This is a genomic window from Pseudoduganella sp. LjRoot289, from assembly GCF_964252925.1.
Classification (GTDB): Bacteria; Pseudomonadota; Gammaproteobacteria; order Burkholderiales; family Burkholderiaceae_D; genus Rugamonas.
Genome location: NZ_CAXUPN020000001.1, coordinates 5,051,977 through 5,074,425, shown reverse-complemented (window position 1 = coordinate 5,074,425; position 22,449 = coordinate 5,051,977). Strand labels below are relative to the sequence as shown.

Here is a 22,449-nt window from a genome sequence, read left to right as displayed (position 1 = left end):
TCAGGCCAGCTGCTGCAGCAGTCCGATCAGCGCGCACGCGGCGATCACGTGCATGACATTGCGCTGGTAGCGCAGCAGGGCGATGGCGGCGCCGATGGCGATCAGCGCGGAGAGCCAGTCGAAGCGGCCGGCAAAGCCTTGCGGCCACAGCACGTGGTAGCCGAAGAACAGCGCCAGGTTGGCGATCACGCCCACCACGGCGGCCGTGATGGCGGTCAGCGGGGCGGTGAATTTCAGGTCGCCGTGCGTCGCTTCGACCAGCGGGCCGCCGGCCAGGATGAACACGAAGGAGGGCAGGAAGGTGAACCACGTCACCAGCGCAGCCGCCGCGGCGCCGGCGAGGAACAGCGCGTGCGGGCCGAATACGGCCTGCAGGTAGCCGCCCACGAAGGCGACGAAGGCCACCACCATGATCAAGGGACCGGGCGTCGTTTCTCCGAGCGCCAGGCCATCCATCATCTGCGCCGCGGATAGCCAGCCGTGCTGCTCGACCGCGCCCTGGTAGACATAGGGCAGTACCGCGTAGGCGCCGCCGAAGGTGAGCAGCGCGGCCTTGCTGAAGAACCAGCCCATTTGCGTCAACGTGTGCTGCCAGCCGAAGACGGCGGTCAGCGCCGCCATCGGCACCGCCCATAGCGCGGCGCCGGCGGTGGCGATGCGCGCCAGGCTGCGCCAGCGGAAGCGCGCGTGCTCGGGCGGCGGGGTGTGGTCGTCGATCAGCGCGGGGCCGAAGGAGTGGCTGGCCGCGCCATGGCCGCCGCCTGCCTGGAAACGGTCCGGCGCCACGCGTCCGCCCACGTAGCCGGTCAGCGCGGCGGCCGCCACGATGGCGGGGAAGGGCACGCCGGCGCCGAAGATGGCGGCGAAGGACGCGGCCGCGATGCCCCACATCCAGCTGTTCTTGAGCGCGCGGCTGCCGATACGGTGCGCCGCCTGCAGCACAATGGCGGTGACGGCCGGCTTGATGCCGTAGAACAGCCCGGCCACCAACGGCAGGTCGCCAAAGGCGATGTAGATCCAGGACAGCACCGTCAATATCAGCAGCGACGGCAGCACGAACAGCGCGCCGGCCACGATACCGCCCCAGCCGCGGTGCATCAGCCAGCCGATGTAGGTGGCCAGCTGCTGCGCTTCCGGTCCGGGCAGCAGCATGCAGTAATTGAGGGCGTGCAGGAAGCGCCGTTCCGAGATCCAGCGGCGGCGCTCGACCAGTTCCTGGTGCATGATGGCGATCTGCCCGGCCGGGCCGCCGAAGCTGATGAAACCGAGCTTGAGCCAGAACATGAACGCTGAGCGGAAGCTGACTGGGGCAGGTGTGGAGGTGGGGGCTGGAATGGGCGTCTGCATGCCGCCATCTTAACGTTGTTATTTGTGCTTTTGCAGTATCCTGTCCATCACGCCAGCTTGCAGCAGTTTTTCCTGCGCCGCAGACAGCGCCTCCAGCGTGACGCTGCCGTATTTGGTGCGCGCGCAGTACATCGAGAAGCTGCTCACCACCAGCGGCGACAGCGCGAGGCGGGACAGGCGCGGGTCGCGCCTTTGCAGGTAGGCGAAATCGAGGGCGCGCATGACGGAGACGTCGGTGCGGCCGGCCAGTTGCTTGAGCAGCAGGGCCGCCTCGGACGGGGCGTCGTCGCGCCGCGCGCGCCTGGTCTCGAACAGCGGCGCCAGGCTGCGGTACTGGTAGCCGTGCACGGTGCCTATGGTTTTCCCTGCCAGTTCGTCCAGGCTGCGCAGCGGCGCGGCGCCGGCGGCCGTGACGACGCGTTCCTCGACCGCCAGGAAGGGCGCGGGCCAGTCGTATTCGGCGATCGCTTCCTTCGTCAGCCACTCAGGGCTGACGAAGCAGCGCAGGTCCACCTTGTTCTGGGCCACGGCCTGGTCCTGCCGTTTGCGCGGCAGCACCAGGTTGACGGGCGTGCGTCCCAACTGGGCGGCCAGCGCGTCCTGCCATTCGCGGATGATGCCCGCGCCCAGCGCGCCGCGCGGACTCTCCCCCAGCGGCATCGCGTGGCCCTCCACCACGAGGAAGCGCAGCGGCGGCCGGGCTGCCTCCTGGGCGCGCACCTGGCCGGCGGCGCAGGCGCACGCGAGCAGCGCCAGCAGCATCGGGCGGAGGGCGGCTTGTATTCCGGGAGTGTCCATGCGCCCATTCTATGCCTGTTCGCGCGCCGCCTGTTATGCGTTTTGGCGCAGGCCGGATATGGCGGATTCGCCCTTGAATTTTTGAATATTGATCATTTGGCCATGATCCAGAACATGGTCAATACCGCCAGGGCCATCACCCCGGTCGCGCCCCAGCCCAATAATCTCAAGCGCCCCTTGACCACGAATTTGCCCATGATGCTGGTGCGGCCGGCCATCAGCATCATCACTGCCATGATGGGTACCGATATCACGCCGTTGACGACAGCGCTCCAGTACAGCGCCTTGATCGGATCGATCTCCGTGAACCCGAGGGCGATACCGGCCAGGGTGGAGATGGCGATGATGCTGTAAAACTTCCTGGCTTGGGACGGCGGGTGCTCCAAGCCCTTTTTCCAGCGCAAGGCGCCCGCCATCGCATACGCGGCGGAACCGGCCAGCACCGGCACCGCCAGCAGGCCGGTGCCGATGATGCCGGCGCTGAACAGGGCGAAGGCGAACTCCCCGGCCAGCGGACGCAACGCCGCCGCCGCCTGGGCCGAGGTGTCGATGTCGTGCACGCCGTGCATGTGCAAGGTCACCGCCGTCGTGAGCATGATGAAGAATGCCACCAGGTTCGAGAACCCCATGCCGATCACCGTGTCCACCTTGATCCTGTGAAAATTGGCGCGGGCCTGGCCGGGCGCCTCGCGCAGCGGCTGCGAATTCGGACACGCTTGCAGTTCCTCGACTTCCTGGGAGGCCTGCCAGAAGAACAGATAGGGACTGATGGTCGTGCCGAACACCGCCACCATGGTGGTGACGTAGGCCGGCGACCATTCCAGCTGCGGCAACACGGCGGCGCGCGCCACCGCCAGCCAGGGCACGCTGATCGTCAATATGGTGGCGACGTAGGCCAGCAGCGCGAGCGTGAGCCACTTCAGGAAATGCACATAGCGGCGGTAGGGGATGAACACCTGCAGCAGCAGGGAGACCAGGCCGAACAAGGCGGTGTACCAGTGCGGCTGGCCGCCCGCGATCAGCGTCATCGCCTCGCCCATCGCCGACACGTCGGCGGCGATGTTGATGGTGTTGGCGACCAGCAGCAGGCCCACGATGGCGTACACCAGCCAGGCCGGGAAATGTTCGCGGATATTGCCGGCCAGGCCCTTGCCGCTGACCCGGCCGATCTTGGCGCTGACAACCTGGATGCCCACCATCAGCGGGTAGGTGAACAAGATGGTCCACAGCATGCTCAGGCCGAACTGCGCACCGGCCTGGGAATAGGTGGCGATGCCGCTCGGATCGTCGTCCGCCGCGCCGGTGATGAGGCCGGGGCCGAGTTTGCTCAGCCAGGTGGCGGATGGCGTGCGGGCGCGCGCCGCGACGGTTGGATTGGTGTTCAACATGATTTTTCCAGCAATAGAACGCCCGCGGACGGGCGTAACAAGGGAAGGGCCGCGACGCGCCGGCGCGCGCCGTGCACTGCGTCCATACGGAGCGCAACGGCGGGCGCGCCGCGGTGGCGGCAGGAATTCGATGGGTGCGGGGCAAACTGCGGTTCGCCGGGGACGCCATCATCCGCGTTGAGCAAGATGACGGCAGGGGGCTGCTGTTATCTTGACGAGGCGGTGCCAGTATCAGTCTGGCGGCAACTATGACACGAACAAGTACCCATGAGGGACCCCGGAAATGGAAACAGCCGAAAGATAAGGCTGAATGCCGTATTTGTCAATTGCAGTTACAAACCCTGCGTGCTATAGCGTTGCCGCGCTGCCTGCGGGGAAGCGGCCGGACGCCGCGGCATCAGCCTCTCCGGCGACTCGACGGCCGCTGCGCCCAGGTAACCGGATCGCATGGTGGCTTGCCCCGCCTGCTCGCCTTCGGTGGCGGTAACGGTCATCGAGAGCATGTAAACAGGCTGAAGGTAGCGCTGCGCCACGTCCCATTCCTGCTCGAAATAGCCGAAGCGGAAGTCGTCCACGGTCACGCGGCCGCTGCCCTCGATGTCCCACTCCCGGGCCGCTTCTTTCAGGACCTCGTCCGGCGAGCGCAACGGGACGTGGTCGGTGTGGATCTCCCGGACGTCTCGCCAAAGGCAGTCGATCCCCGTGAGATTGCCCTTGGCGTCGATGTACACCATCGCCTTGCCCCCCGGCCCCTCGACGGGGATGCCATCGACGACACGCGCGAACACCACGCCCACGTCGACGACGCGGTGCTCGGAGAACCCAGTTTCCTTCTCCGCGATACCGACGTTGAGACGCGTCACGCGCAGCACCTTGCAGTCGGCAACTGGGACGACCGAGTGCGTCGCGATGAAGCGCTCGGCCATGCTGATCGCCGTCTTGTCATCGAACTCGACGTGGGACGTGCCGTCGTCAACCTGCCAGCGCGCCTGGTCGAAAAAGCGCACACCGCCGGATGCGTGATGGGCCACAATCTTGCAGGACCCCTCGCTGTAGATGATCTGGCGCGCGTCCTGGCATAGCGTGCCGGCCTTCGTGCTGGCTTTAAGTCCGAGCCGCCGCGCATGCGCCAGCACCGTTTTCTGGCTGACCCGCGGCGGCGCCAGCCGGAAGATGTGCACGCGCTCCTGCGCGACGTCTGGCGGTTTGCACGATACCTCGAACGTAAACATCGTATGCCCCCCTTAGGCGCCGTCAGTCGCGCCATTTCCATGCGAGCCAGTTGCTTGCACGGACGTCAGACCAGAGCCAGTCCAGCGTTTCGCCTTCCCGCCGCGCGACGGCTTCGTCGCGGGTGGCGCCTGCGGCAATCGCGATCGGACGCACCGCTTGGCCCGGACTCTCCAGGACGTACGCGGTGTCGATCCAGGCATTCGCGATCGGCATGCCCCGGCAAATATCGAGGGCGAAGGAGATCCGGCGGTTCCGCGTGCTCGGCCAGATGCGGCCGAGACCTATGAATCCAAGCAGCAGATGCAGGCCCTGCATGGGCCCGCCCCACAACTTGACCACGTGCGCGGCGACCGTGTCGGAGACGATGTTGCAGCTGTCGAGCACGAACCACTTGAGCCGCTTCGAACCGAGCCTCCAGTTCGAACTGATCGCCCTGCACTTCAGCACACCTGGATTGATATGCCGCGACGAAAACCCGATGTTAAACGCCTTGAACGGGTCGTTTGAGAAGGTGGGGCCGCCATGCCCGGCCACATAGCAGAAGTGGACGTCGTCGCTCCAGCGCAGCGAATCGCCGCCGAAGTCGGGATGGTCGAAGTCCGACGACCACGCGTTGTCATCGCCCCAGTCGAAAATGTCGGCGTGGCCGCACGAGCGCATGGCGAGAAGGAAGCCTTCCGCGACGTCGTCCATAAAGCTGAGATTGGGGACTGCCGGGCACTCAGCGTCGTGCTGCGGGTAAATGTTGATCCATTCCACGCCTACTCTCACACTGTTTGCCATGCGGCCTCCGGTTCGAATTCCTGCTTCAGAAGGGACGCGGGTTGCCGATCCGGTACGCGACCGTGTTCGCGAACTGGGAGCCTAGGCGCGTGTTGCCGAAGGCGCGCGCCGCCTGCGTCACCACCAGCGGCACCCACGGCTGCGACATCTCGGCAAGATCGGCGTCGAACTCGACCGCCATCTGGTATGGCGAGTGGAACAGCAAGTGGTTCGGGTCCGTGTCGTAGCCATGCAGGAAGCCGAAGTCGAAATCACTCACTCGGTGCGGGTAGAACCAGTCCGCGTCGGCCGGAGGCGATCCGATCTTGATATGCGAGGTCTTGAAGTCGTGTTTGTACTGCCAGTGGTGCCAGGACTCGTGCACCATGACCGCCGCGCGATTGCTCGCGGAGTCGCTCGGCGAACCAGCGCTGAACAAACGGCAGTAGAGGTTGGTGCGGTCCCGCGCCAGGAAGCGGCCCGTCTGGGCCTGGGCCTCGGTTGTGCCATCGGGGGCGCCGGTCGTACCGAGCCGGGTATAGAACGGCCCATGGAAGCGGTTATCCGCCGCGCGCGACGAGCTCCGGTAGTCCTCGGTCGAGTGCCACTGCAATGCGAGATTGTCGCTCAGCGCATAGTTGATGAGGAAGGCGGCGTTGACGACCTTGGCGAACGGCAGGGTGACGTTGCACGCATCCGCCAGACCGTCCTGATACCAGGTGGGGTCGGTGAGGTCGTAGGCGCCCCACACCCAGACGTATAGCTCTCGCCAGCATCCGCCATAGAGGCCGGCCACCGTCATTTCTTCAACGTTCGCGCCGGCTGCGCAATGCACGGGAAAGGACGGAGGCGGGTCGGATGGAAAGCCGGGTTCGCTTGGGTACGACATGGTTGTTCCTCACTGCGGCGGGCGCGGTTGCGGCGACTGCCGGGTGGGCCCGCGCGCGAAGTGCGGCACCGGCGGCCGCTCCTCCGGGTGCTGCTCGTAGAAGGCGGCCATTTTCTCGGCGAATTGCGCCGGATTGCTGTCGCGCGTAAATCGGGGAAGCCCGACGAACTTCGCTTCGTTGCGGCGAGCCGTCGCGCGGGCCCGCTCGATGGCGTCGGGGCTGTCCTCGTGGTTGTAAATATACGCGTCGAGGGCCGCAATGCGCACGACACGCGACTCGTGATAGCGAGCAAATCCCAGCACCGCCTCGAACGCCTCGCTGGTCCGAAGAAACGCGAGCATTTCCACCGCTCTGGCCTTCAGCAGCGCGGCTGCATCGATGTGCGAAATGCTCGTGCCGCACGCATGCTGATTCGACACATCGCCCACGATGCTGCCCGGTGCGAGGCCGATAAACTCCACCAGTGGTTCGGAAAACGCAGGCTGGCGCATCTCCCCGACGATCGCCAGCAGAAGCAGATGTTGGCCGATGTCGCTGGTCGGCAGATTGAAGAGGTTCGCAATCAGCGCATGCACCACTGCGTCGTCTGTGCGGGCCGCTGCGATGGCGTCGCGCACGTCTTGAACATTGGCGCCAGGGGTCGCAGCCACCCAGCGCACGAAGGCGTCGATCGTGTCCGCAGCAAGATTGACCTGAGGCACGCGCTGTACCGATACGGGATCGAATGCAGGCGGGCCCGACGTCAGCGGCATCTTCGAGACCGGGTCGAAGCGCAGCCGACCCGATCCCAACAGATACCCGGTCACACCGGTAGCAAGGAGCGCAAGCGCGACCAGCGCTCGTGTAGGCTTGCCATCATGCGTCGGCCGTGCATCCATGAGTCTTCTCCTCCGTCGCAGCCGGGACAGGGTGTCGCAGCGTTGCCGCAGCGGTGTCGCAACGTGAAACGCGCTGCGGCGTCATTTAAACTCTATGCCGCCGCCGGCCAAGTCACAAGACGAATATTTGAGCCGACCTTGTGCTAGCGCAAAGCGCCGCGGCAAATTGCCCGCCGCCTGCCTGGCTAGCCCGCTTGGCGCCGGCGCAGCAGCAGATAGAGCGCGGGGACGACCAGCATCGACAGCAGCGGCGCCGTGATCATGCCCCCCACCATGGGCGCGGCGATGCGCTGCATCACCTCCGAGCCGGTGCCCGCGCCTATCATCACCGGCAGCAGCCCGGCCACGATCACCGCCACCGTCATGGCCTTGGGGCGCACCCGGAGCACGGCGCCTTCGCGGATCGCGTCCCGCAGATCGAGCTCGCCCGTTGTGCCGGCCTGTTGGCGGCCTTCCCATGCGTGCTTCAGGTAGAGCAGCATGATGACGCCGAATTCAGCCGACACGCCGGCCAGCGCAATGAAGCCGACCCCGCTCGCCACAGACACATGGTGCCCCAGCAGCCACAGCAGCCAGACGCCGCCGGCCAGCGCGAACGGCAGCGTGGCCATGATCAGGACCGCCTCGTCCAGCCGCTTGAAGGTGAGATACAGCAGCACCAAAATGATCAGCAAGGTCGCGGGCACCACCACCTTCAGTTTCGCGCTGGCGCGTTCCAGGTACTCGAACTGGCCGGACCAGGAGACCGAATAGCCCGCCGGCAGCGCCACTGCTTTCGCCACCGCCCGCTGCATGTCGCGCACCGCCGAGCGCAGGTCGCGGTCGCGGATGTCGATGAACACCCAACCCGACAGCCTGGCGTTTTCGCTCTTGAGCATGGGCGGCCCGTCCTGGATGCGGATCGCGGCAACGTCGCCGAGCCGGATTTGCGCGCCGCGCTCGGTCAGCACCGGCAGTGCGCGCAGCTTGTCCACGGAATCGCGCACTTCGCGCGGATAGCGCACATTGATCGGGAAGCGCTGCAATCCCTCGACGGTTTCGCCCACATTGTCCCCGCCGATCGCGCTCGACACCACGCTTTGCACGTCCGCCACGTTCAGGCCGTAGCGTGCCGCCGCCGGGCGGTCGATCTGCACGTCGATGTAGCGCCCGCCGTTGAGGCGCTCTGCCAGCGCCGACGAGACCCCGTCCACCTTTTTGACGGCGCGTTCGATTTCGCCGGTGATGCGGTCGATCTCCTGCAGGCTGGCCCCGGCCACCTTGACCCCCACCGGGCTCTTGATGCCGGTTGCCAGCATGTCGATGCGGTTGCGGATCGGCGGCACCCAGATATTGGACAGCCCGGGCACTTTGACGACGCGGTCCAGTTCCTGCACCAGCTTGTCGGGCGTCATGCCTGGGCGCCACTGATCGCGCGGCTTGAACTGGATGGTGGTCTCGAACATCTCCAGCGGCGCCGGATCTGTGGCCGATTCCGCGCGGCCCGCCTTGCCGAACACGCTGTGCACTTCGGGTACCGTCTTGATCAGACGGTCGGTCTGCTGCAACAGCTGCGCCACCTTGCCGGCGCCGATGCCGGGCAGGGCCGACGGCATGTACAGCAGATCGCCCTCGTCCAGCGGCGGCATGAATTCGCCGCCCAGGCGCGCCATCGGCCACAGCGTGGCCAGCACCATCAGGCCGGCCACCAGCAGCGTCGCCTTCGGATAGCGCAGCACCCGCTCCAGCACCGGCCGGTACAGGGCGATCAGCAAGCGGTTCAGCGGATTGCTGTGCTCTTCGGGAATGCGGCCGCGTATCAGGTAGCCCATCAGTACGGGGATCAGCGTCACGGCCAGGCCCGCCGCCGCCGCCATGGCGTAGGTCTTGGTGAAGGCCAGCGGCGCGAACAAGCGCCCCTCCTGCGCTTCCAGCGTGAAGACCGGGATGAAGGACAGCACGATGATCAGCAGTGAAAAGAACAGCGCGGGCCCGACTTCCGCCGCCGCGTCGCCGACCACCCGCCAGTGCTCGTCGCCGTCCAGCTTGCGGTCCGGATACGCGCGATGCCAGGCCTCGATATGCTTGTGCGCGTTCTCTATCATCACGACGGCGGCATCGACCATCGCGCCGATGGCAATCGCAATCCCGCCCAAGGACATGATGTTCGCATTCACGCCCTGGTAGTGCATGACGATGAAGGCGGCGAGAATGCCGAGCGGGAGCGAGACGATCGCCACCAGGGCCGAGCGGATGTGGAACAGGAAGATGGCGCATACCACCGCCACCACGATGAACTCCTCGATCAGCTTGTGCTGCAAGTTTTCCACCGCGCGTTCGATCAGGTGCGAGCGGTCATACACGGGCACCACTTCCACGCCGGGGGGAAGGCTGGCCTTGAGCTTTTCCAGCTTGGCTTTGACGGCGGCGATGGTCTCCAGCGCGTTTTTCCCGGAACGCATCACGATCACGCCGCCGGCGACTTCGCCTTCGCCGTCCAGGTCGGCGATGCCGCGCCGTGTTTCCGGGCCGATCTGGATATGCGCCACGTCGCCCAGCTTGACCGGCACGCCGGCTTCGCTCACTTGCAGCGGCACGTTGCGGAAATCGTCCAGCGAGCGCAGGTAGCCGGAGGCGCGCACCATGTACTCGGCCTCGCCGAGTTCCAGGACGGAGCCGCCGCCCTCCTGGTTCGCGCGCTGCACGGCTTCGATCACCTTGCCGTGCGGGATGCGGTAGGCGCGCAGGCGCTCCGGGTCCAGCACGATCTGGTATTGCCGCACCATGCCGCCCACGCTGGCGACTTCCGACACGTTGGGTACCGTCTTCAGTTCGAACTTGAGGAACCAGTCCTGCAGCGCACGCAGCTGGGACAGGTCATGCTTGCCGCTGCGGTCCACCAGCGCGTACTCGTAGATCCAGCCCACCCCGGTCGCGTCCGGGCCCAGCGACGGCTTGGCCTGCGCGGGCAGGCGCGACTGCGCCTGGTTCAGGTATTCCAGCACGCGCGAACGCGCCCAATACGGGTCCGTGCCGTCCTCGAACAGCACGTAGACGAAGGAGTCGCCGAAGAAGGAGTAGCCGCGCACCGTCTTCGCGCCCGGCACCGAGAGCATGGTGGTGGTGAGCGGATAGGTCACCTGGTTCTCGACGATCTGCGGCGCCTGGCCGGGATAGCTGGTGCGGATGATGACCTGCACGTCGGACAGGTCGGGGATCGCGTCCAGCGGCGTGCGCTGCAGCGACCAGATTCCCCACGCGGTCAGCAGGACGGTCCCCAGCAGCACCAGGAAGCGGTTCGCGATGGACCAGCGTATCAGGCGCGCGATCATTTCGGCGCTTCCGGCGACTTGCTGGCTGGCGAAACGCTGGCCGGTGCCGCGCTGGTCGGCGCAATGGCGATCAGCGCGAAGCCGCCGTCGGCGCGCTGCCGGAAGTCGAACGAGACCGCGTCGCCCGTGGCGACATTGCGCGGCAAGCCGCCAGGGGGCGCGTCGAAGTCCATCGTCATCGGCCCCCACTGCAGCGAGGCGACCGGCCCGTGCGAGATCGTCACTTTGCCGTCCGCGATGCGCTCGACCCGTCCTTCCGCATGGTGGCGCGGACCGGGCGCGGCGGAAGCGGCCGCCCCGGCCTCTCCCGCCTCTCCTGCCATACGGTTCGCCGTTCCTTTGAGGCTGGCCTCGGAATCGATGAGGAACTGGCCGGACACGACGACTTGCTGGCCGCGCTGCAAGCCTTTGCGGATTTCGACCATGCCACCGGCCTCGGCGCCGGTTTCCACTTCAGCCGGCAGAAACTTGCCGCCCGGCTGGGCCAGCATGACCGCGTTGCGGGTGCCGGTGCGTATGACGGCCTCTGCCGGCACTTGCAGCACACGGCCGCCGGCGGCGCGTGCGAACTTCACGGTCGCGAACATGCCCGGCACCAGCTGCGCCGACGGGTTCGCCAATTCGATGCGCGCCTGCAGCGTGCGCGTGGCGCCGTCGACCCGGGGCAGCAGCGCGTTCACCTTGCCCTTGAAGACGACACCCGGCAATGCCGGCGTGCCCGCTTCCACGGCCAGCCCGGGCTGCACCTGTGCCACTGCAGTTTCCGGGATGTCGGCCAGCACCCAGACGGTGCCGGTGCCGTTGATGCGGAACAGCGTCGCGCCGGGCGCCACCGTCATGCCTTCGCGCGCCGCCAGTTCGGAGACCACGCCGCCCGCCGGCGCGGTCAAGGTCGCGCGCGCGCGCACGGCGCCGCTTCCTTCCACTTGCCGGATCAGGTCCTCCGGCATGCCGGCCAGCCGCATGCGCTGCCTTGCGGCGTCGACGATGCCCGCCGTGCCGCCGCCTTGCAAGCGTCTGGCCGACAGGAATTCTTCTTGAGCGGCCACCCAGTCCGGCACATACAGTTCAAGCAGCGGTTGCCCCTTGCGCACTGGATCGAGTGGCGCGCGCACATACTGGCGCTCGATAAAGCCGGCACTCCTGGCTTGCACCAGCACCACGTCGCGCTCGTTGTACGCGACGTTGCCGCTCGCCACCAGGTCGGAGGCCATGACGCCTTCGGTGACTTCGCCCAGGCGCACGCCGAGGTTTTGCTGCACACCAGGGCTGATGGACACGGCCGCGCCGCCGCTTGCGTCGTCGCCGTACACCGGCACCAGCTGCATGTCCATGAAAGGCGATTTGCCGGGCCGGTCGAACTTCTGGGCCGGATACATGGGATCGTGCCAGTACAGCGGCTTCTTGCCGCCGGCGCCCGCGCCTGCGTCCGCCGTGGCGGGGCTGGCCGGCGCCGCCGGCATGCCGTGCCGGACGCCGGCCTGGTAGGCGGCATAGCAGCCGGCGCCGAAGGCAAGGATGGCCGCCAGCGTCATGAGGGTGATGCGCTGCCGCTTGTTCATTTGATGTCCTTATCTGCCTGGGGCGATGGGATCAGGTAAGTGAGCTGGGCCCACACGCGGGCCGTTTGCGCTTGCAACTGCAAACCCTGCAGGGTAGCGTCGAGCTCGTCTCGCCTGGACGCGAGCACATCGGTCAAGGACGTCTTGCCGCCCCGGTAGGCCGCCAGCGCCGCTACACTGCGCTGCCGCGCCAGCGGCAAGACATCCCGTTCGAAGCGCAGGTGACGCTCGCGACCGCTTTCCCATTCACCCAGCAAGGCTTGGGTCTCGGCCAGGCGGGCGCGCAGCGCTTCCTCGCGCTCCGCGCTTGCCGCTTCTGCCAGCGCCAGCTTTGCCCCCAGTTCACGGTCCTGGCGCCGCCCCCGGTCCCACTGCAGCGGCACCGAAACGCCGACCGACACCATGTTCGAATAGCCCTGTCCACGCTGCTGGAACGCAAGCTCGACGTTCCAGTCCGCCTTGCGGTTGGCGTCGGCCAGGTCAGCCTCGGCCCGGGCGATGCGCTCTTGCTGGGCAAGCACCGCGAGGTCGGGGTGGCCGGCCAGCGTGGCCTCGAGGGTGGCCGGATCCAGGCCGATGTGTGCCATAGGCGGCAACTCCGCCAGTTCGGCGCCTGCATCCGTGCCTGTCCAGCGGCCCAGCATGACGGTGGCGTTGCGCCTGCGGCGGGAGCCTTCGGTGGCCTGGTTTTCAGCCAGGGCCAATGCCATGCGCGCAGCGGAAACGTCCGCAAGGCTGGCCCGCGCGCCGCGGTATGCGCCCTCGGCGGCCTCGACTTCGTTGCGTGTCTGGATCGCCTGCGCCGCGATCAGCCGCTCCGCCTTGATCGCAAAGTGGAGTTCCAGCCAGGCCCATGCCGTCTCACGCTCGATGCCGGCGGCGGTGGCCCTTTTCGCCGCCAGGGCCTTGGCTCCTTCCTGCTCATATAGCGCGGCGCGGCGCCGGCGCTTGTCCGCGCCGGTGAGCTCCTGTGAGATGCCGATGCGCCGCATCGTCATGAAGTCCTGGCCCAGGCTGAAACGGTCGGCGCCGCTGACCGGCAGATTGTCGATGCCGGCCTTCAATACAGGATCGGGGAGCTGGCCCGCCGCAACCGCCATCTGGCGCGCCGCATCAAGGGACGAGTCGTGGGCGGCCAGTTGCCGCGAGCGCTGCAGGGCCAGCCTCTGCGCCTCGGGCAAGGTCAGCGCCGGGGCGGCGGAACAGGGCGACAGCAGCAGGCCGGCGCTCACAAGGGTGGCGCCCGCCGCGCGCAGGAATAGGGACGCCGGTGCGCCTGCCGGCGCTGGCGTGGGATGTGTTACGGACATGGGAGACTCCAGAAAGCGAATGGAAACGACACGCCCTGCGCGGGCGTGGCATTGGATTCTGTATTTCTGGAGTTAAATGCGGAAACAGCAGTGGCGTATCGCCAGGGGGGGCGCAGTGGTACGCGTCAGCAGCGGGCTGCTCAGCGGCGGCGGGGCCGTGGAGAATACGCGGTCAGCAACTGCAACCACGGCGACCAGGCCGCCCGATACGAAAGCCGGGACATGCGGGGCGGGGGGCGTGTCCAGGGACTGGTGTCCGCTGGCGCAATGCGCTTGGCACAATCCCGGCTGTGCCATATCCATGTCCGCGCAGCCGGGCATGGCATCCTGCGCGGCCTTTGCCGACATGGAGGACATCGTCAGGTCGGGGCAAGCATACGCCGCGACAGCGAGCTGGGCGAACAGCAGGCTGAACATGGTGATGAGGGCGGCGACAAGGCGCGTGGTGCGGGACGGTTGCATACTGTTCTGATCATATCATGGGCCCGGCCATATCAAACGCAAGGCCTGTGGCTGATCTATCGAACGTTCGCGCCCAGTCTCTTGGACAAGCGATCCGCAATCAGGCGAATGGCATTGCCGGCCGCCAGCTCGGTCTCCGGGGTGATTTCCTGCGACAGCATACTGACTGCAACCCCTGCCACCGCACGCCCTCCGGTCGAGTCGAACACCGGCGCGCCAAAGCAATGCATGCCCTCGCGCACCTCGCCATCGTCGACGGAGAAACCCCGCTCCCGTACTTCACGCATTTCATCGAGGAATGCAGGGAGACTCGGGGTTCCTGCCGGCGTTAGCGGTTCTGGCCAGTCCTCCGAATACAGCGCGCTGATTTCATGTTCAGGCAGGGTGCTCAGTATGGCCTTGCCCGTCGCCGTGTAGGGTGCAGGCAAGCGCATGCCGATGCGGAAGGTAACGCCGAGCGGTCGATTTCCGTTGCGGCACGCGATATAGATCACGCTGCCGCCGTCAAGTACGGACAGCGTGATGGTCTCTTGTGGCAGCACATTGACTTCGTTCCAAACCGAGAAGAACTCCTGCGTCACGTCGCTACGGGAGAGGAATGCGTTCGCCCAGGTCATCACGTGCGGCCCAAATGACATCTGGCCTGTTTCAAGCCGGTTAAGCAGGCGTAGATGAACCAGTGTGTTGCACAGCGTGTGCAGCGTGCTCTTCGGAAGATCAACGGTACGCGCCAATTCCGCCAGCGAAATCGGCGCACTGCTCTGGGCAAATACATCAAGGATTTGCGCCGCTTTCATCACCGCGGGCGCCAAGTTCTTGGCTGCCTGCGGCGTGTCGAGCGCCTCAGAGGAGGCGCTGACGATGGAAGACCCGGGAACCGGACTGGAAGACATAGTGGATCACTTTGCTGAACAAATAGGCCAAAAGCGGAACGCTTGGCCGTTGAAATAAGCGCGATTTTCGCACGAGCGCACGAAAAATAGTGATTGACCGCCACGAAAACGTCTTCTATGATTCTGTCATCCCGGGTACAGAACAGCATCCCGCATACGGGACAATGGAGACGAAATGATACTGAAGGATTCAAGCTTGCTCCGCGAGCGCGCTTATGTCGGCGGTCAATGGATAGGCGCCGACGATGGCAAAACGCTGGCGGTTTGCAACCCAGCAACTGGCGAGCTGCTGGTCAATGTGGCAGCCTTGGGCGCGGCCGAGACGCAGCGCGCGGTCGCTCATGCCCTTGCTGCCCAAAAGGAATGGCAGCTCCTGAGCGGCAAAGAGCGGGCGGGGCTGCTGCGGGCCTGGTTCAACGCCATCCTGGCCAATATTGACGACCTTGCGCTCATCATGACGCTGGAGCAGGGCAAGCCCTTGAGCGAGGCCAAGGCCGAGATCCAGTATGCGGCGTCGTTCGTGGAATGGTATGCGGAAGAGGCCAAACGCATCGCCGGCGAAATCCTGCCCCACCCCGAGAGAAACCAGCAAATTACCGTACTCAAGCAGCCAGTGGGGGTCTGTGCAGCGATCACCCCCTGGAACTTCCCGGCCGCAATGATCACCCGCAAAGTGGCGCCTGCCCTGGCAGCGGGCTGTGCCATGATCGTCAAACCGGCCGAGTTGACGCCGCTGTCGGCGCTTGCGCTGGCCGCGCTTGCCGAGCGGGCCGGCATTCCGGGCGGCGTGCTGCAAGTACTGGCGGGCGACTCGAGGGCTATCGGTGGCGTCATGACCTCTAGCCCGGACGTGCGCAAGCTGTCGTTTACCGGCTCGACCGAGGTGGGCCGCCTGCTGATGGCCCAGTCGGCGCCGACCATCAAGCGCCTGTCGCTTGAACTTGGCGGCAACGCGCCGTTCATCGTGTTCGACGATGCGGACATCGAGCGGGCCGTGGACGGCGCCATCAAGGCCAAGTTCCGCAACAGTGGCCAAACCTGTGTGTGCGTCAACCGTTTCCTGGTGCAGGATACCGTCTACGACCAGTTCACGATTGCGCTTGCCAACCGGGTGCGCACGCTCAAGGTGGGCAATGGCCTGGAAGCGGACGTGACGCAGGGCCCGCTGATCGACAGCCGGGCGCTGGCCAAAGTGGAAGCGCTGATCGGCGACGCCCGCGAGTGTGGCGCCACTGTGTTGACGGGCGGCGGGCGCCACGCCGCCGGCGGCAACTTCTTCCAGCCGACGGTGCTGGTGGACGTCACGCCGGCAATGCGGCTTGCCCGGGAAGAGATATTCGGGCCGGTTGCTGCGGTATTCCGCTTCAGTACCGAAGCCGAAGCCATCGGGATGGCGAACGACACCGAGTTCGGCCTGGCCGCTTACCTCTACACCAACGACCTCGGCCGGCGCCGCCGCGTTGCCGAAGCCCTGGAATGCGGCATGCTGGGGATCAATACCGGCGTCATTTCCAATGAAGTCGCGCCCTTTGGCGGCATCAAGCAATCGGGCCTGGGACGCGAAGGTTCCCATCACGGCATCGACGAATACCTCGAGATCAAATACCTGTGCGAGCAGCTCTAGTGCTGACTGGAAGAGACATGACTAACTTCGAATTTCAAACCGTCCCGAGCTTCATTATCGAGTTCGGCGGCGCGCGCCGGCTCGGCGCCATCTTGCGGGAACGTTATCCGCTGCGCCGTCTGTGCCTGGTCACCGATGCTTACCTCCACAACAGCGGCCTGCTCGACGCGGCGCTGGCCAGCTTGCGCGAGGAAGGCTGGGCAGTGTGCGTCATCGACGACGTGGTGGCCGACCCGCCGGAAGCGGTGGTCCTGGCCGCGGCCGTCCGCGCCCGTGCAGCCGGGGCGGAAATTATTCTGGGCCTCGGTGGCGGATCGTCATTGGACGTGGCCAAGCTGATTGCGGTCCTTGCGGCGTCCGAACAGCCGCTTGAGGATATGTATGGCGTGGGCAAGGTGACAGGACCGCGCTTGCCGCTGGTGCAAATTCCTACCACTGCCGGCACGGGTTCCGAAGTGACGCCGATTTCCATCGTCACCACCGGCGAAACCACCAAGGCCGGTATCGTTTCGCCGCATTTGTACGCCGACCTTGCCATTCTCGATGCCGAACTGACGGTTGGTCTGCCGCCCAAGTTCACGGCGGCGACCGGCATGGATGCGATGGTGCACGCGATCGAGGCCTACACCAGCCGGGTCCGTAAAAATCCGATGTCGGACATGTTTGCGGTTCAGGCAATCAAAATCATGACAGGCAACCTGCTGCCTGCATGCCAGGATGGCAGCAACCATCGCGCGCGTGAAGCCATGCTGCTGGGCGCCATGCTGGCAGGGCAGGCGTTCGCCAACGCGCCGGTGGCCGCAGTGCATGCGCTGGCCTACCCGCTGGGCGGGATATTCCACGTTCCGCACGGCGCATCCAATGTGCTGGTCCTGCCGCATGTGCTGCGTTTCAATCTGCCCGTTGCGCACGCGCTCTATGCCGAGCTTGCTGACGTGGCGGTGCCGGGCTGTACGGGAAGCACCGAAGCGCGCGCGCTGGCGCTCATCCGGTACCTGGAGGGGCTTGCCGAGGCAACCCGGATCGTGACGACGCTGCGGCAGGTGGGGGTCAAGGTGACCGACCTGCCGCGCTTGGCGGAAAGCGCCATGCTGCAAACCCGCCTGCTCGCCAACAATCCGCGCGAGGTCACGGAAAGTGACGCCTTGGCCATTTATCAAGCGGCGTTCTGACAGCCATTCTTGCCCGCACGGGCATCCATCGACACTACTGGAGGAGCGATGACAGACGTCATCTTGGAGACGCGCAACCTGACGAAACAGTTCAGGGGATTTACGGCCGTTAATGAAGTCAATTTGAAGGTCAAGCGGGGTCATATCCATGCGCTGATCGGGCCGAACGGCGCCGGCAAGACCACCTGTTTTAATTTGCTGACCAAGTTCCTGACGCCGACCTCAGGCGCCATCCTTTACAAGGGACAGGACATCACCGGCTTGAAGCCGGAGCGGATCGCCGATCGCGGCGTGATCCGTTCCTTCCAGATTTCCGCCGTATTCCCTCACCTGACGGTGCTGGAAAACGTGCGCATCGGCTTGCAGCGCGCGCTCGGGACTTCATTCCATTTCTGGAAGAGCGAGACGACGCTTTACAAGCTCAACGACCGCGCCCGCGAATTGCTGGCGACGGTCGACCTGGAAAGCTACGCCGATACGGTGACGGCGGATCTGCCCTACGGCCGCAAGCGCGCGCTGGAAATCGCCACCACGCTGGCCATGGAGCCGGAACTGATGCTGCTCGATGAGCCGACGCAGGGCATGGGCCACGAAGACGTGCACCGGGTGACCGAGTTGATCAAGCGGGTTTCCGCCAACCGCACGATTTTGATGGTGGAGCACAACATGAGCGTGGTGTCCGGCATCTGCGACAAGATCTCGGTGTTGCAGCGCGGCGCCTTGCTGGCCGAGGGAAGCTATGAGGAAGTATCGAACAACCCCCAGGTGATGGAAGCCTATATGGGCACCAGCGCCGGCGCGCTGGAAGGAGGGCATTGATGGGCGCACCCGCACTGGAAATCCGTAAGCTGCAGGCCTGGTACGGCGAATCCCACATTCTGCATGACGTCAATCTCGTGGTGCGGCCGGGCGAAGTGGTGACACTGCTGGGCCGCAACGGCGCCGGGCGCACTACCACGCTGCGGGCCATCATGGGCCTGACCGGTGAGCGCACGGGCTCGATCAAGGTCAACGGCGTCGAGTCGGTCGGCCTGCCCACGCACAAGGTGGCGCATCTGGGCATCGGCTACTGCCCGGAGGAGCGCGGCATTTTCTCTTCGCTGTCCACGGAAGAGAACCTGCTGCTGCCGCCCGCCGTGTCGAAGACGGAGCGGGGCATGCCGATCGAAGAAATCTACGAGATGTTCCCTAACTTGCGGGAACGCCGCCACAGCCAGGGCACGCGCCTGTCCGGCGGCGAGCAACAAATGCTGGCAGTGGGGCGCATTCTGCGCACGGGCGCCAGGCTGCTGCTGCTCGACGAGATATCCGAAGGACTCGCGCCGGTGATCGTGCAGGCCCTGGCGCGCATGATCACCTCGCTCAAGTCCAAGGGCTACACCATCGTGATGGTGGAGCAGAACTTCCGTTTTGCCGCGCCGCTGGCGGACCGGTTCTATGTGATGGAACACGGCGAGATCGTCGAGTCCTTTGCCTCGTCCGAACTGCAATCGAAAATGCCGATTCTAAACGAACTGCTGGGCGTGTAAGCCTCAGGGCAGTAGCACAACAATAAAGAGGAGATGATATGAAACGCAACGTGAAAGTCATGGCGCTGGCGGTCAGCGCGGCCTTGGCAGGGACGGGTGGCGTCGCCCAGGCACAAATCTCGCAGGACGTCATCAAGATCGGACTGCTGACCGATATGTCCGGCGTCTATGCCGACATCGATGGCGCCGGCGGCGTGGAGGCCGTGAAAATGGCCATCGCCGACTTCGGGGGCGCGCTGGCCGGAAAGAAGATTGAATTTGTCGTGGCGGACCACCAGAACAAGGCCGATATCGCGGCCTCCAAAGCGCGCGAGTGGTTCGACAAGGACGGCGTGGACATGCTGATCGGCGGCACCAATTCCGGCACCAACCTTGCGATGGCCAAAGTCGCTGCGGAAAAGAAGAAGGTGTACATGGCCATAGGCGGCGCCACCGCCCGCCTGACCAATGAGGAGTGCACGCCTTACACCGTGCATTACGCCTACGATACGGTTGCATTGGCGAAGGGGACCGGTTCAGCCATTGTCAAGCAAGGCGGCAAGGACTGGTTCTTCCTGACGGCAGACTATGCCTTCGGCGCGTCGCTGGAAAAGAGTACCTCCGACGTCGTCAACGCCAACGGCGGCAAGATACTCGGCAGCGTCAAGCACCCGCTGTCGGCGTCGGACTTTTCGTCCTTCCTGCTGCAGGCACAGTCGTCGAAGGCCAAGATCCTGGGGCTGGCCAATGCCGGCGGCGACACCATCAATTCGATCAAGGCGGCCAACGAATTTGGCATCAACAAGTCCATGAAGCTGGCCGGCCTGCTGATGTTCATCAATGACGTGCACTCGCTCGGCCTGGACCTGACGCAGGGCATGTACCTGACCGATGGCTGGTACTGGGATCTGAATGACGGTAGCCGCAAGTGGTCGAAACGCTACTTTGACAAGATGAAGAAGATGCCATCGCTGCTGCAGGCGGCGGATTACTCGGCCACGGCGCATTACCTCAATGCGGTCAAGGCGGCAGGCACCGACAACCCGGACAAGGTCATGGCGCAGATGAAGAAGACGCGGATCAACGACTTCTTCACCAGCAACGGCGTCATCCGCGACGACGGCCGGATGGTGCACGACATGTACCTGATGGAAGTAAAGAAGAAGTCCGAATCGAAGTATCCATGGGATTACTACAAGGTGGTGCAAACCATCCCGGGAGAGCAGGCCTTCGGCACCAAGGCTGAAAGCAAGTGCGCCCTGTGGAAGTGATGCGCAATTGATGGGCTTGCCCCTGCCCATCCACGAGGAGTGAACGCAGCCGCAGCTTCAGCAGGATTTGCTGTGCCTGATGCAGCTGTTGCGTTGTGTCCCGTGCTGTCCCCCCTTTATTGAAACCGTATATGGAAATCTTTGGTATCCCCTTGCAAGCGATGTTGAGCCAGCTGCTGCTGGGCTTGGTCAACGGCTCTTTCTACGCCATGCTGTCGCTGGGTCTGGCGGTCATTTTCGGCCTGCTCAACGTGATCAATTTTGCCCATGGCGCGCTGTACATGATGGGAGCCTTCCTCGCATGGATGGGCCTGAGTTACTTCGGCCTGAATTACTGGGCGATGCTGGTGCTCGCTCCCGCGCTGGTCGGACTCTTTGGCATCGTCATAGAAAAAACCATGCTGCGCTGGCTGTACAAGCTGGACCACCTGTACGGCCTGTTGCTGACCTTTGGCATCACGCTGCTGCTGGAAGGCGTGTTCCGCTCCGTCTACGGCGTGTCCGGCCAGCCGTTTTCCGTACCGGATGCGCTGGCGGGGGCCACCGACCTCGGTTTCATGCGCCTGCCGAATTACCGTGCATGGGTAGTGGCCGCGTCGCTTGTCGTCTGCATGGCCACCTGGTTTGTGATTGAACGAACCAAGCTCGGCGCCTACCTGCGCGCCGGCACGGAAAATCCCAAGCTGGTGGAAGCGTTTGGCGTCAACGTCCCGCTGATGGTCACGCTGACCTACGGCTTTGGCGTGGCCCTGGCTGCGCTGGCCGGCGTGCTGGCCGCACCGGTGATCCAGGTGTCGCCGCTGATGGGATCGAACCTGATCATTACCGTGTTCGCCGTGGTGGTCATCGGCGGCATGGGATCGATTATCGGGTCTATCGTCACAGGGCTTGGGCTAGGCGTACTGGAAGGCCTGACCCGGGTGTTCTATCCGGAACTGTCGGCAACCGTGGTGTTCATCGTGATGGCCATCGTCCTGATCATCCGTCCAGCCGGCCTGTTCGGCAAAGAAAAGTAAGAGGAAATGAAATGAACCAGAGAATTGGATATTTGGCGGCGCTCGTCGCAGCCTTGGCGCTGCCGTTCTTCGTCTACCCGGTGTTCCTGATGAAGTTGCTGTGCTTTGCATTGTTCGCCTGTGCTTTTAACCTGCTGATCGGTTTCACCGGCTTGCTGTCGTTCGGGCACGCGGCCTTCTTTGGCGGCGCTGGCTATATGGCCGGCCACCTGCTGAAAGTGTGGGGCCTGCCCTTTGAGCTCAGCATTGCGATGGGCGTGGCCATGGCCGCGGCGATAGGCCTGCTGATGGGCAGCCTGGCGATCCGCCGCCAGGGCATCTACTTCACCATGATTACGCTGGCCCTGGCGCAGATGCTGTTCTTCCTGTTCGTGCAGATGCCGTTTACCGGCGGCGAGGATGGCTTGCAGGGCGTGCCGCGCGGCAGGCTCCTGGGCACGCTGGACCTGGGCGACGACATGACGATGTACTACGTGGTGCTGGCCATCTTCGTCGCGGGGTTTGCCCTGATCGTGCGCACTGTGCATTCGCCTTTCGGCCAGGTGCTCAAGGCGATCAAGGAAAACGAAGCACGAGCGGTCTCGCTCGGTTACGACGTCGACAAATACAAGTTGATGGCGTTTGTCCTGTCCGCGGCGCTGGCCGGCCTGGCCGGTGCCACCAAGACCGTGGTGATGGGCTTCGGGACGCTGACGGATGTGCACTGGTCGATGTCGGGCCTGGTTGTGCTGATGACGCTGGTCGGAGGCCTGGGCACGCTGACCGGTCCCGTGGTGGGCGCGTTTGTGATCATTTTGCTGGAGAACAAGCTCGTCGACGTCGGCAGCGTGCTGGCATCGCTTACCGGCATCGAGTGGTTCAACACGCTCGGTGAATCGGTCACCATAGTCACCGGCCTCATCTTCATCATCTGCGTGCTGGCTTTCCGGCGCGGCATCGTGGGCGAACTCATGGCCTTGCCCCGTAAAAGTACCGACGCCAAGGTGGCGCCGGTGATTGCAATGACCTGACACCCAAGGAGACA

General features: G+C 64.9%; 19 protein-coding genes. 7 read left to right on the top strand and 12 right to left on the bottom strand.

Annotated features, from left to right (window positions below; all coding sequences use genetic code 11):
- The 12 genes from chrA to ACSQ8Y_RS21715 all read right to left on the bottom strand — a co-directional run bounded on the left by chrA (position 1) and on the right by ACSQ8Y_RS21715 (position 14,834).
- On the bottom strand, positions 1 to 1,347 hold the full coding sequence (gene chrA / locus ACSQ8Y_RS21770; RefSeq protein WP_436268508.1) for a chromate efflux transporter: 1,347 nt from the start codon (positions 1,345 to 1,347) through the stop codon (positions 1 to 3).
- A gap of 18 nt (positions 1,348 to 1,365) precedes the next feature.
- A complete protein-coding gene (locus tag ACSQ8Y_RS21765; RefSeq protein WP_436268507.1) occupies positions 1,366 to 2,145 on the bottom strand; it encodes a substrate-binding periplasmic protein in 780 nt (259 codons plus the stop codon).
- A gap of 92 nt (positions 2,146 to 2,237) precedes the next feature.
- Positions 2,238 to 3,533, bottom strand: a complete 1,296-nt coding sequence (locus ACSQ8Y_RS21760; protein ID WP_436268506.1) for an NRAMP family divalent metal transporter — start codon at positions 3,531 to 3,533, stop codon at positions 2,238 to 2,240.
- A 332-nt stretch (positions 3,534 to 3,865) separates the two neighbouring features.
- Positions 3,866 to 4,765, bottom strand: coding sequence for a hypothetical protein (locus ACSQ8Y_RS21755; RefSeq protein ID WP_436268505.1), 900 nt, complete (start codon positions 4,763 to 4,765; stop codon positions 3,866 to 3,868).
- Positions 4,766 to 4,787: 22 nt separating this feature from the next.
- Positions 4,788 to 5,525, bottom strand: coding sequence for a DUF6345 domain-containing protein (locus ACSQ8Y_RS21750; protein WP_436268504.1), 738 nt, complete (start codon positions 5,523 to 5,525; stop codon positions 4,788 to 4,790).
- A 49-nt stretch (positions 5,526 to 5,574) separates the two neighbouring features.
- The gene (locus ACSQ8Y_RS21745; protein ID WP_436268503.1) at positions 5,575 to 6,417 is read right to left on the bottom strand and encodes a hypothetical protein; all 843 of its coding nucleotides are present in this window, start codon (positions 6,415 to 6,417) and stop codon (positions 5,575 to 5,577) included.
- Between the two features lie 9 nt (positions 6,418 to 6,426).
- Entirely contained in the window at positions 6,427 to 7,296 is an 870-nt protein-coding gene (locus tag ACSQ8Y_RS21740) for a hypothetical protein (protein WP_436268502.1), read from the bottom strand.
- A gap of 185 nt (positions 7,297 to 7,481) precedes the next feature.
- Positions 7,482 to 10,607 (bottom strand): efflux RND transporter permease subunit, encoded by a 3,126-nt coding sequence (locus ACSQ8Y_RS21735; RefSeq protein WP_436268501.1) that lies wholly within the window; start codon positions 10,605 to 10,607, stop codon positions 7,482 to 7,484.
- On the bottom strand, positions 10,604 to 12,169 hold the full coding sequence (locus tag ACSQ8Y_RS21730; RefSeq protein WP_436268500.1) for an efflux RND transporter periplasmic adaptor subunit: 1,566 nt from the start codon (positions 12,167 to 12,169) through the stop codon (positions 10,604 to 10,606). Before ACSQ8Y_RS21730 ends, ACSQ8Y_RS21735 begins: the two co-directional genes overlap by 4 nt.
- On the bottom strand, positions 12,166 to 13,479 hold the full coding sequence (locus tag ACSQ8Y_RS21725) for a TolC family protein (RefSeq protein WP_436268499.1): 1,314 nt from the start codon (positions 13,477 to 13,479) through the stop codon (positions 12,166 to 12,168). The genes ACSQ8Y_RS21730 and ACSQ8Y_RS21725 overlap by 4 nt, the downstream gene beginning before the upstream one ends.
- A gap of 72 nt (positions 13,480 to 13,551) precedes the next feature.
- Positions 13,552 to 13,941 carry a hypothetical protein gene (locus tag ACSQ8Y_RS21720; RefSeq protein WP_436268498.1) on the bottom strand — a complete coding sequence of 130 codons (390 nt, stop codon included), beginning with the start codon at positions 13,939 to 13,941 and terminating at the stop codon, positions 13,552 to 13,554.
- Positions 13,942 to 13,997: 56 nt separating this feature from the next.
- Positions 13,998 to 14,834, bottom strand: coding sequence for an IclR family transcriptional regulator (locus tag ACSQ8Y_RS21715; protein WP_436268497.1), 837 nt, complete (start codon positions 14,832 to 14,834; stop codon positions 13,998 to 14,000).
- Positions 14,835 to 15,009: 175 nt separating this feature from the next.
- On the opposite strand from ACSQ8Y_RS21715, the gene ACSQ8Y_RS21710 reads away from it, so the two are divergent.
- The 7 genes from ACSQ8Y_RS21710 (at position 15,010) to ACSQ8Y_RS21680 (ending at position 22,435) form a co-directional block, all read left to right on the top strand.
- Entirely contained in the window at positions 15,010 to 16,458 is a 1,449-nt protein-coding gene (locus ACSQ8Y_RS21710; RefSeq protein ID WP_436268496.1) for an NAD-dependent succinate-semialdehyde dehydrogenase, read from the top strand.
- Between the two features lie 17 nt (positions 16,459 to 16,475).
- Entirely contained in the window at positions 16,476 to 17,630 is a 1,155-nt protein-coding gene (locus tag ACSQ8Y_RS21705; protein ID WP_436268495.1) for an iron-containing alcohol dehydrogenase, read from the top strand.
- A gap of 48 nt (positions 17,631 to 17,678) precedes the next feature.
- On the top strand, positions 17,679 to 18,449 hold the full coding sequence (locus tag ACSQ8Y_RS21700; protein ID WP_436268494.1) for an ABC transporter ATP-binding protein: 771 nt from the start codon (positions 17,679 to 17,681) through the stop codon (positions 18,447 to 18,449).
- Positions 18,449 to 19,159 carry an ABC transporter ATP-binding protein gene (locus ACSQ8Y_RS21695; protein ID WP_436268493.1) on the top strand — a complete coding sequence of 237 codons (711 nt, stop codon included), beginning with the start codon at positions 18,449 to 18,451 and terminating at the stop codon, positions 19,157 to 19,159. Before ACSQ8Y_RS21700 ends, ACSQ8Y_RS21695 begins: the two co-directional genes overlap by 1 nt.
- 38 nt (positions 19,160 to 19,197) lie before the next feature.
- Positions 19,198 to 20,409, top strand: a complete 1,212-nt coding sequence (locus tag ACSQ8Y_RS21690; RefSeq protein ID WP_436268492.1) for an ABC transporter substrate-binding protein — start codon at positions 19,198 to 19,200, stop codon at positions 20,407 to 20,409.
- Positions 20,410 to 20,540: 131 nt separating this feature from the next.
- Positions 20,541 to 21,425, top strand: a complete 885-nt coding sequence (locus ACSQ8Y_RS21685; RefSeq protein ID WP_436268491.1) for a branched-chain amino acid ABC transporter permease — start codon at positions 20,541 to 20,543, stop codon at positions 21,423 to 21,425.
- A gap of 11 nt (positions 21,426 to 21,436) precedes the next feature.
- Positions 21,437 to 22,435, top strand: coding sequence for a branched-chain amino acid ABC transporter permease (locus ACSQ8Y_RS21680; RefSeq protein ID WP_436268490.1), 999 nt, complete (start codon positions 21,437 to 21,439; stop codon positions 22,433 to 22,435).
- The last annotated feature ends 14 nt before the right edge of the window (positions 22,436 to 22,449 follow it).

What these genes read in the sequence shown, in the direction of transcription:
- chrA (WP_436268508.1), bottom strand. Translation starts at nt 1,347, where the DNA reads ATGCAGACGCCCATTCCAGCCCCCACCTCCACACCTGCCCCAGTCAGC.
- ACSQ8Y_RS21765 (WP_436268507.1), bottom strand. Translation starts at nt 2,145, where the DNA reads ATGGACACTCCCGGAATACAAGCCGCCCTCCGCCCGATGCTGCTGGCG.
- ACSQ8Y_RS21760 (WP_436268506.1), bottom strand. Translation starts at nt 3,533, where the DNA reads ATGTTGAACACCAATCCAACCGTCGCGGCGCGCGCCCGCACGCCATCC.
- ACSQ8Y_RS21755 (WP_436268505.1), bottom strand. Translation starts at nt 4,765, where the DNA reads ATGTTTACGTTCGAGGTATCGTGCAAACCGCCAGACGTCGCGCAGGAG.
- ACSQ8Y_RS21745 (WP_436268503.1), bottom strand. Translation starts at nt 6,417, where the DNA reads ATGTCGTACCCAAGCGAACCCGGCTTTCCATCCGACCCGCCTCCGTCC.
- ACSQ8Y_RS21740 (WP_436268502.1), bottom strand. Translation starts at nt 7,296, where the DNA reads ATGGATGCACGGCCGACGCATGATGGCAAGCCTACACGAGCGCTGGTC.
- ACSQ8Y_RS21735 (WP_436268501.1), bottom strand. Translation starts at nt 10,607, where the DNA reads ATGATCGCGCGCCTGATACGCTGGTCCATCGCGAACCGCTTCCTGGTG.
- ACSQ8Y_RS21730 (WP_436268500.1), bottom strand. Translation starts at nt 12,169, where the DNA reads ATGAACAAGCGGCAGCGCATCACCCTCATGACGCTGGCGGCCATCCTT.
- ACSQ8Y_RS21725 (WP_436268499.1), bottom strand. Translation starts at nt 13,479, where the DNA reads ATGTCCGTAACACATCCCACGCCAGCGCCGGCAGGCGCACCGGCGTCC.
- ACSQ8Y_RS21720 (WP_436268498.1), bottom strand. Translation starts at nt 13,941, where the DNA reads ATGCAACCGTCCCGCACCACGCGCCTTGTCGCCGCCCTCATCACCATG.
- ACSQ8Y_RS21715 (WP_436268497.1), bottom strand. Translation starts at nt 14,834, where the DNA reads ATGTCTTCCAGTCCGGTTCCCGGGTCTTCCATCGTCAGCGCCTCCTCT.
- ACSQ8Y_RS21710 (WP_436268496.1), top strand. Translation starts at nt 15,010, where the DNA reads ATGATACTGAAGGATTCAAGCTTGCTCCGCGAGCGCGCTTATGTCGGC.
- ACSQ8Y_RS21705 (WP_436268495.1), top strand. Translation starts at nt 16,476, where the DNA reads ATGACTAACTTCGAATTTCAAACCGTCCCGAGCTTCATTATCGAGTTC.
- ACSQ8Y_RS21700 (WP_436268494.1), top strand. Translation starts at nt 17,679, where the DNA reads ATGACAGACGTCATCTTGGAGACGCGCAACCTGACGAAACAGTTCAGG.
- ACSQ8Y_RS21695 (WP_436268493.1), top strand. Translation starts at nt 18,449, where the DNA reads ATGGGCGCACCCGCACTGGAAATCCGTAAGCTGCAGGCCTGGTACGGC.
- ACSQ8Y_RS21690 (WP_436268492.1), top strand. Translation starts at nt 19,198, where the DNA reads ATGAAACGCAACGTGAAAGTCATGGCGCTGGCGGTCAGCGCGGCCTTG.
- ACSQ8Y_RS21685 (WP_436268491.1), top strand. Translation starts at nt 20,541, where the DNA reads ATGGAAATCTTTGGTATCCCCTTGCAAGCGATGTTGAGCCAGCTGCTG.
- ACSQ8Y_RS21680 (WP_436268490.1), top strand. Translation starts at nt 21,437, where the DNA reads ATGAACCAGAGAATTGGATATTTGGCGGCGCTCGTCGCAGCCTTGGCG.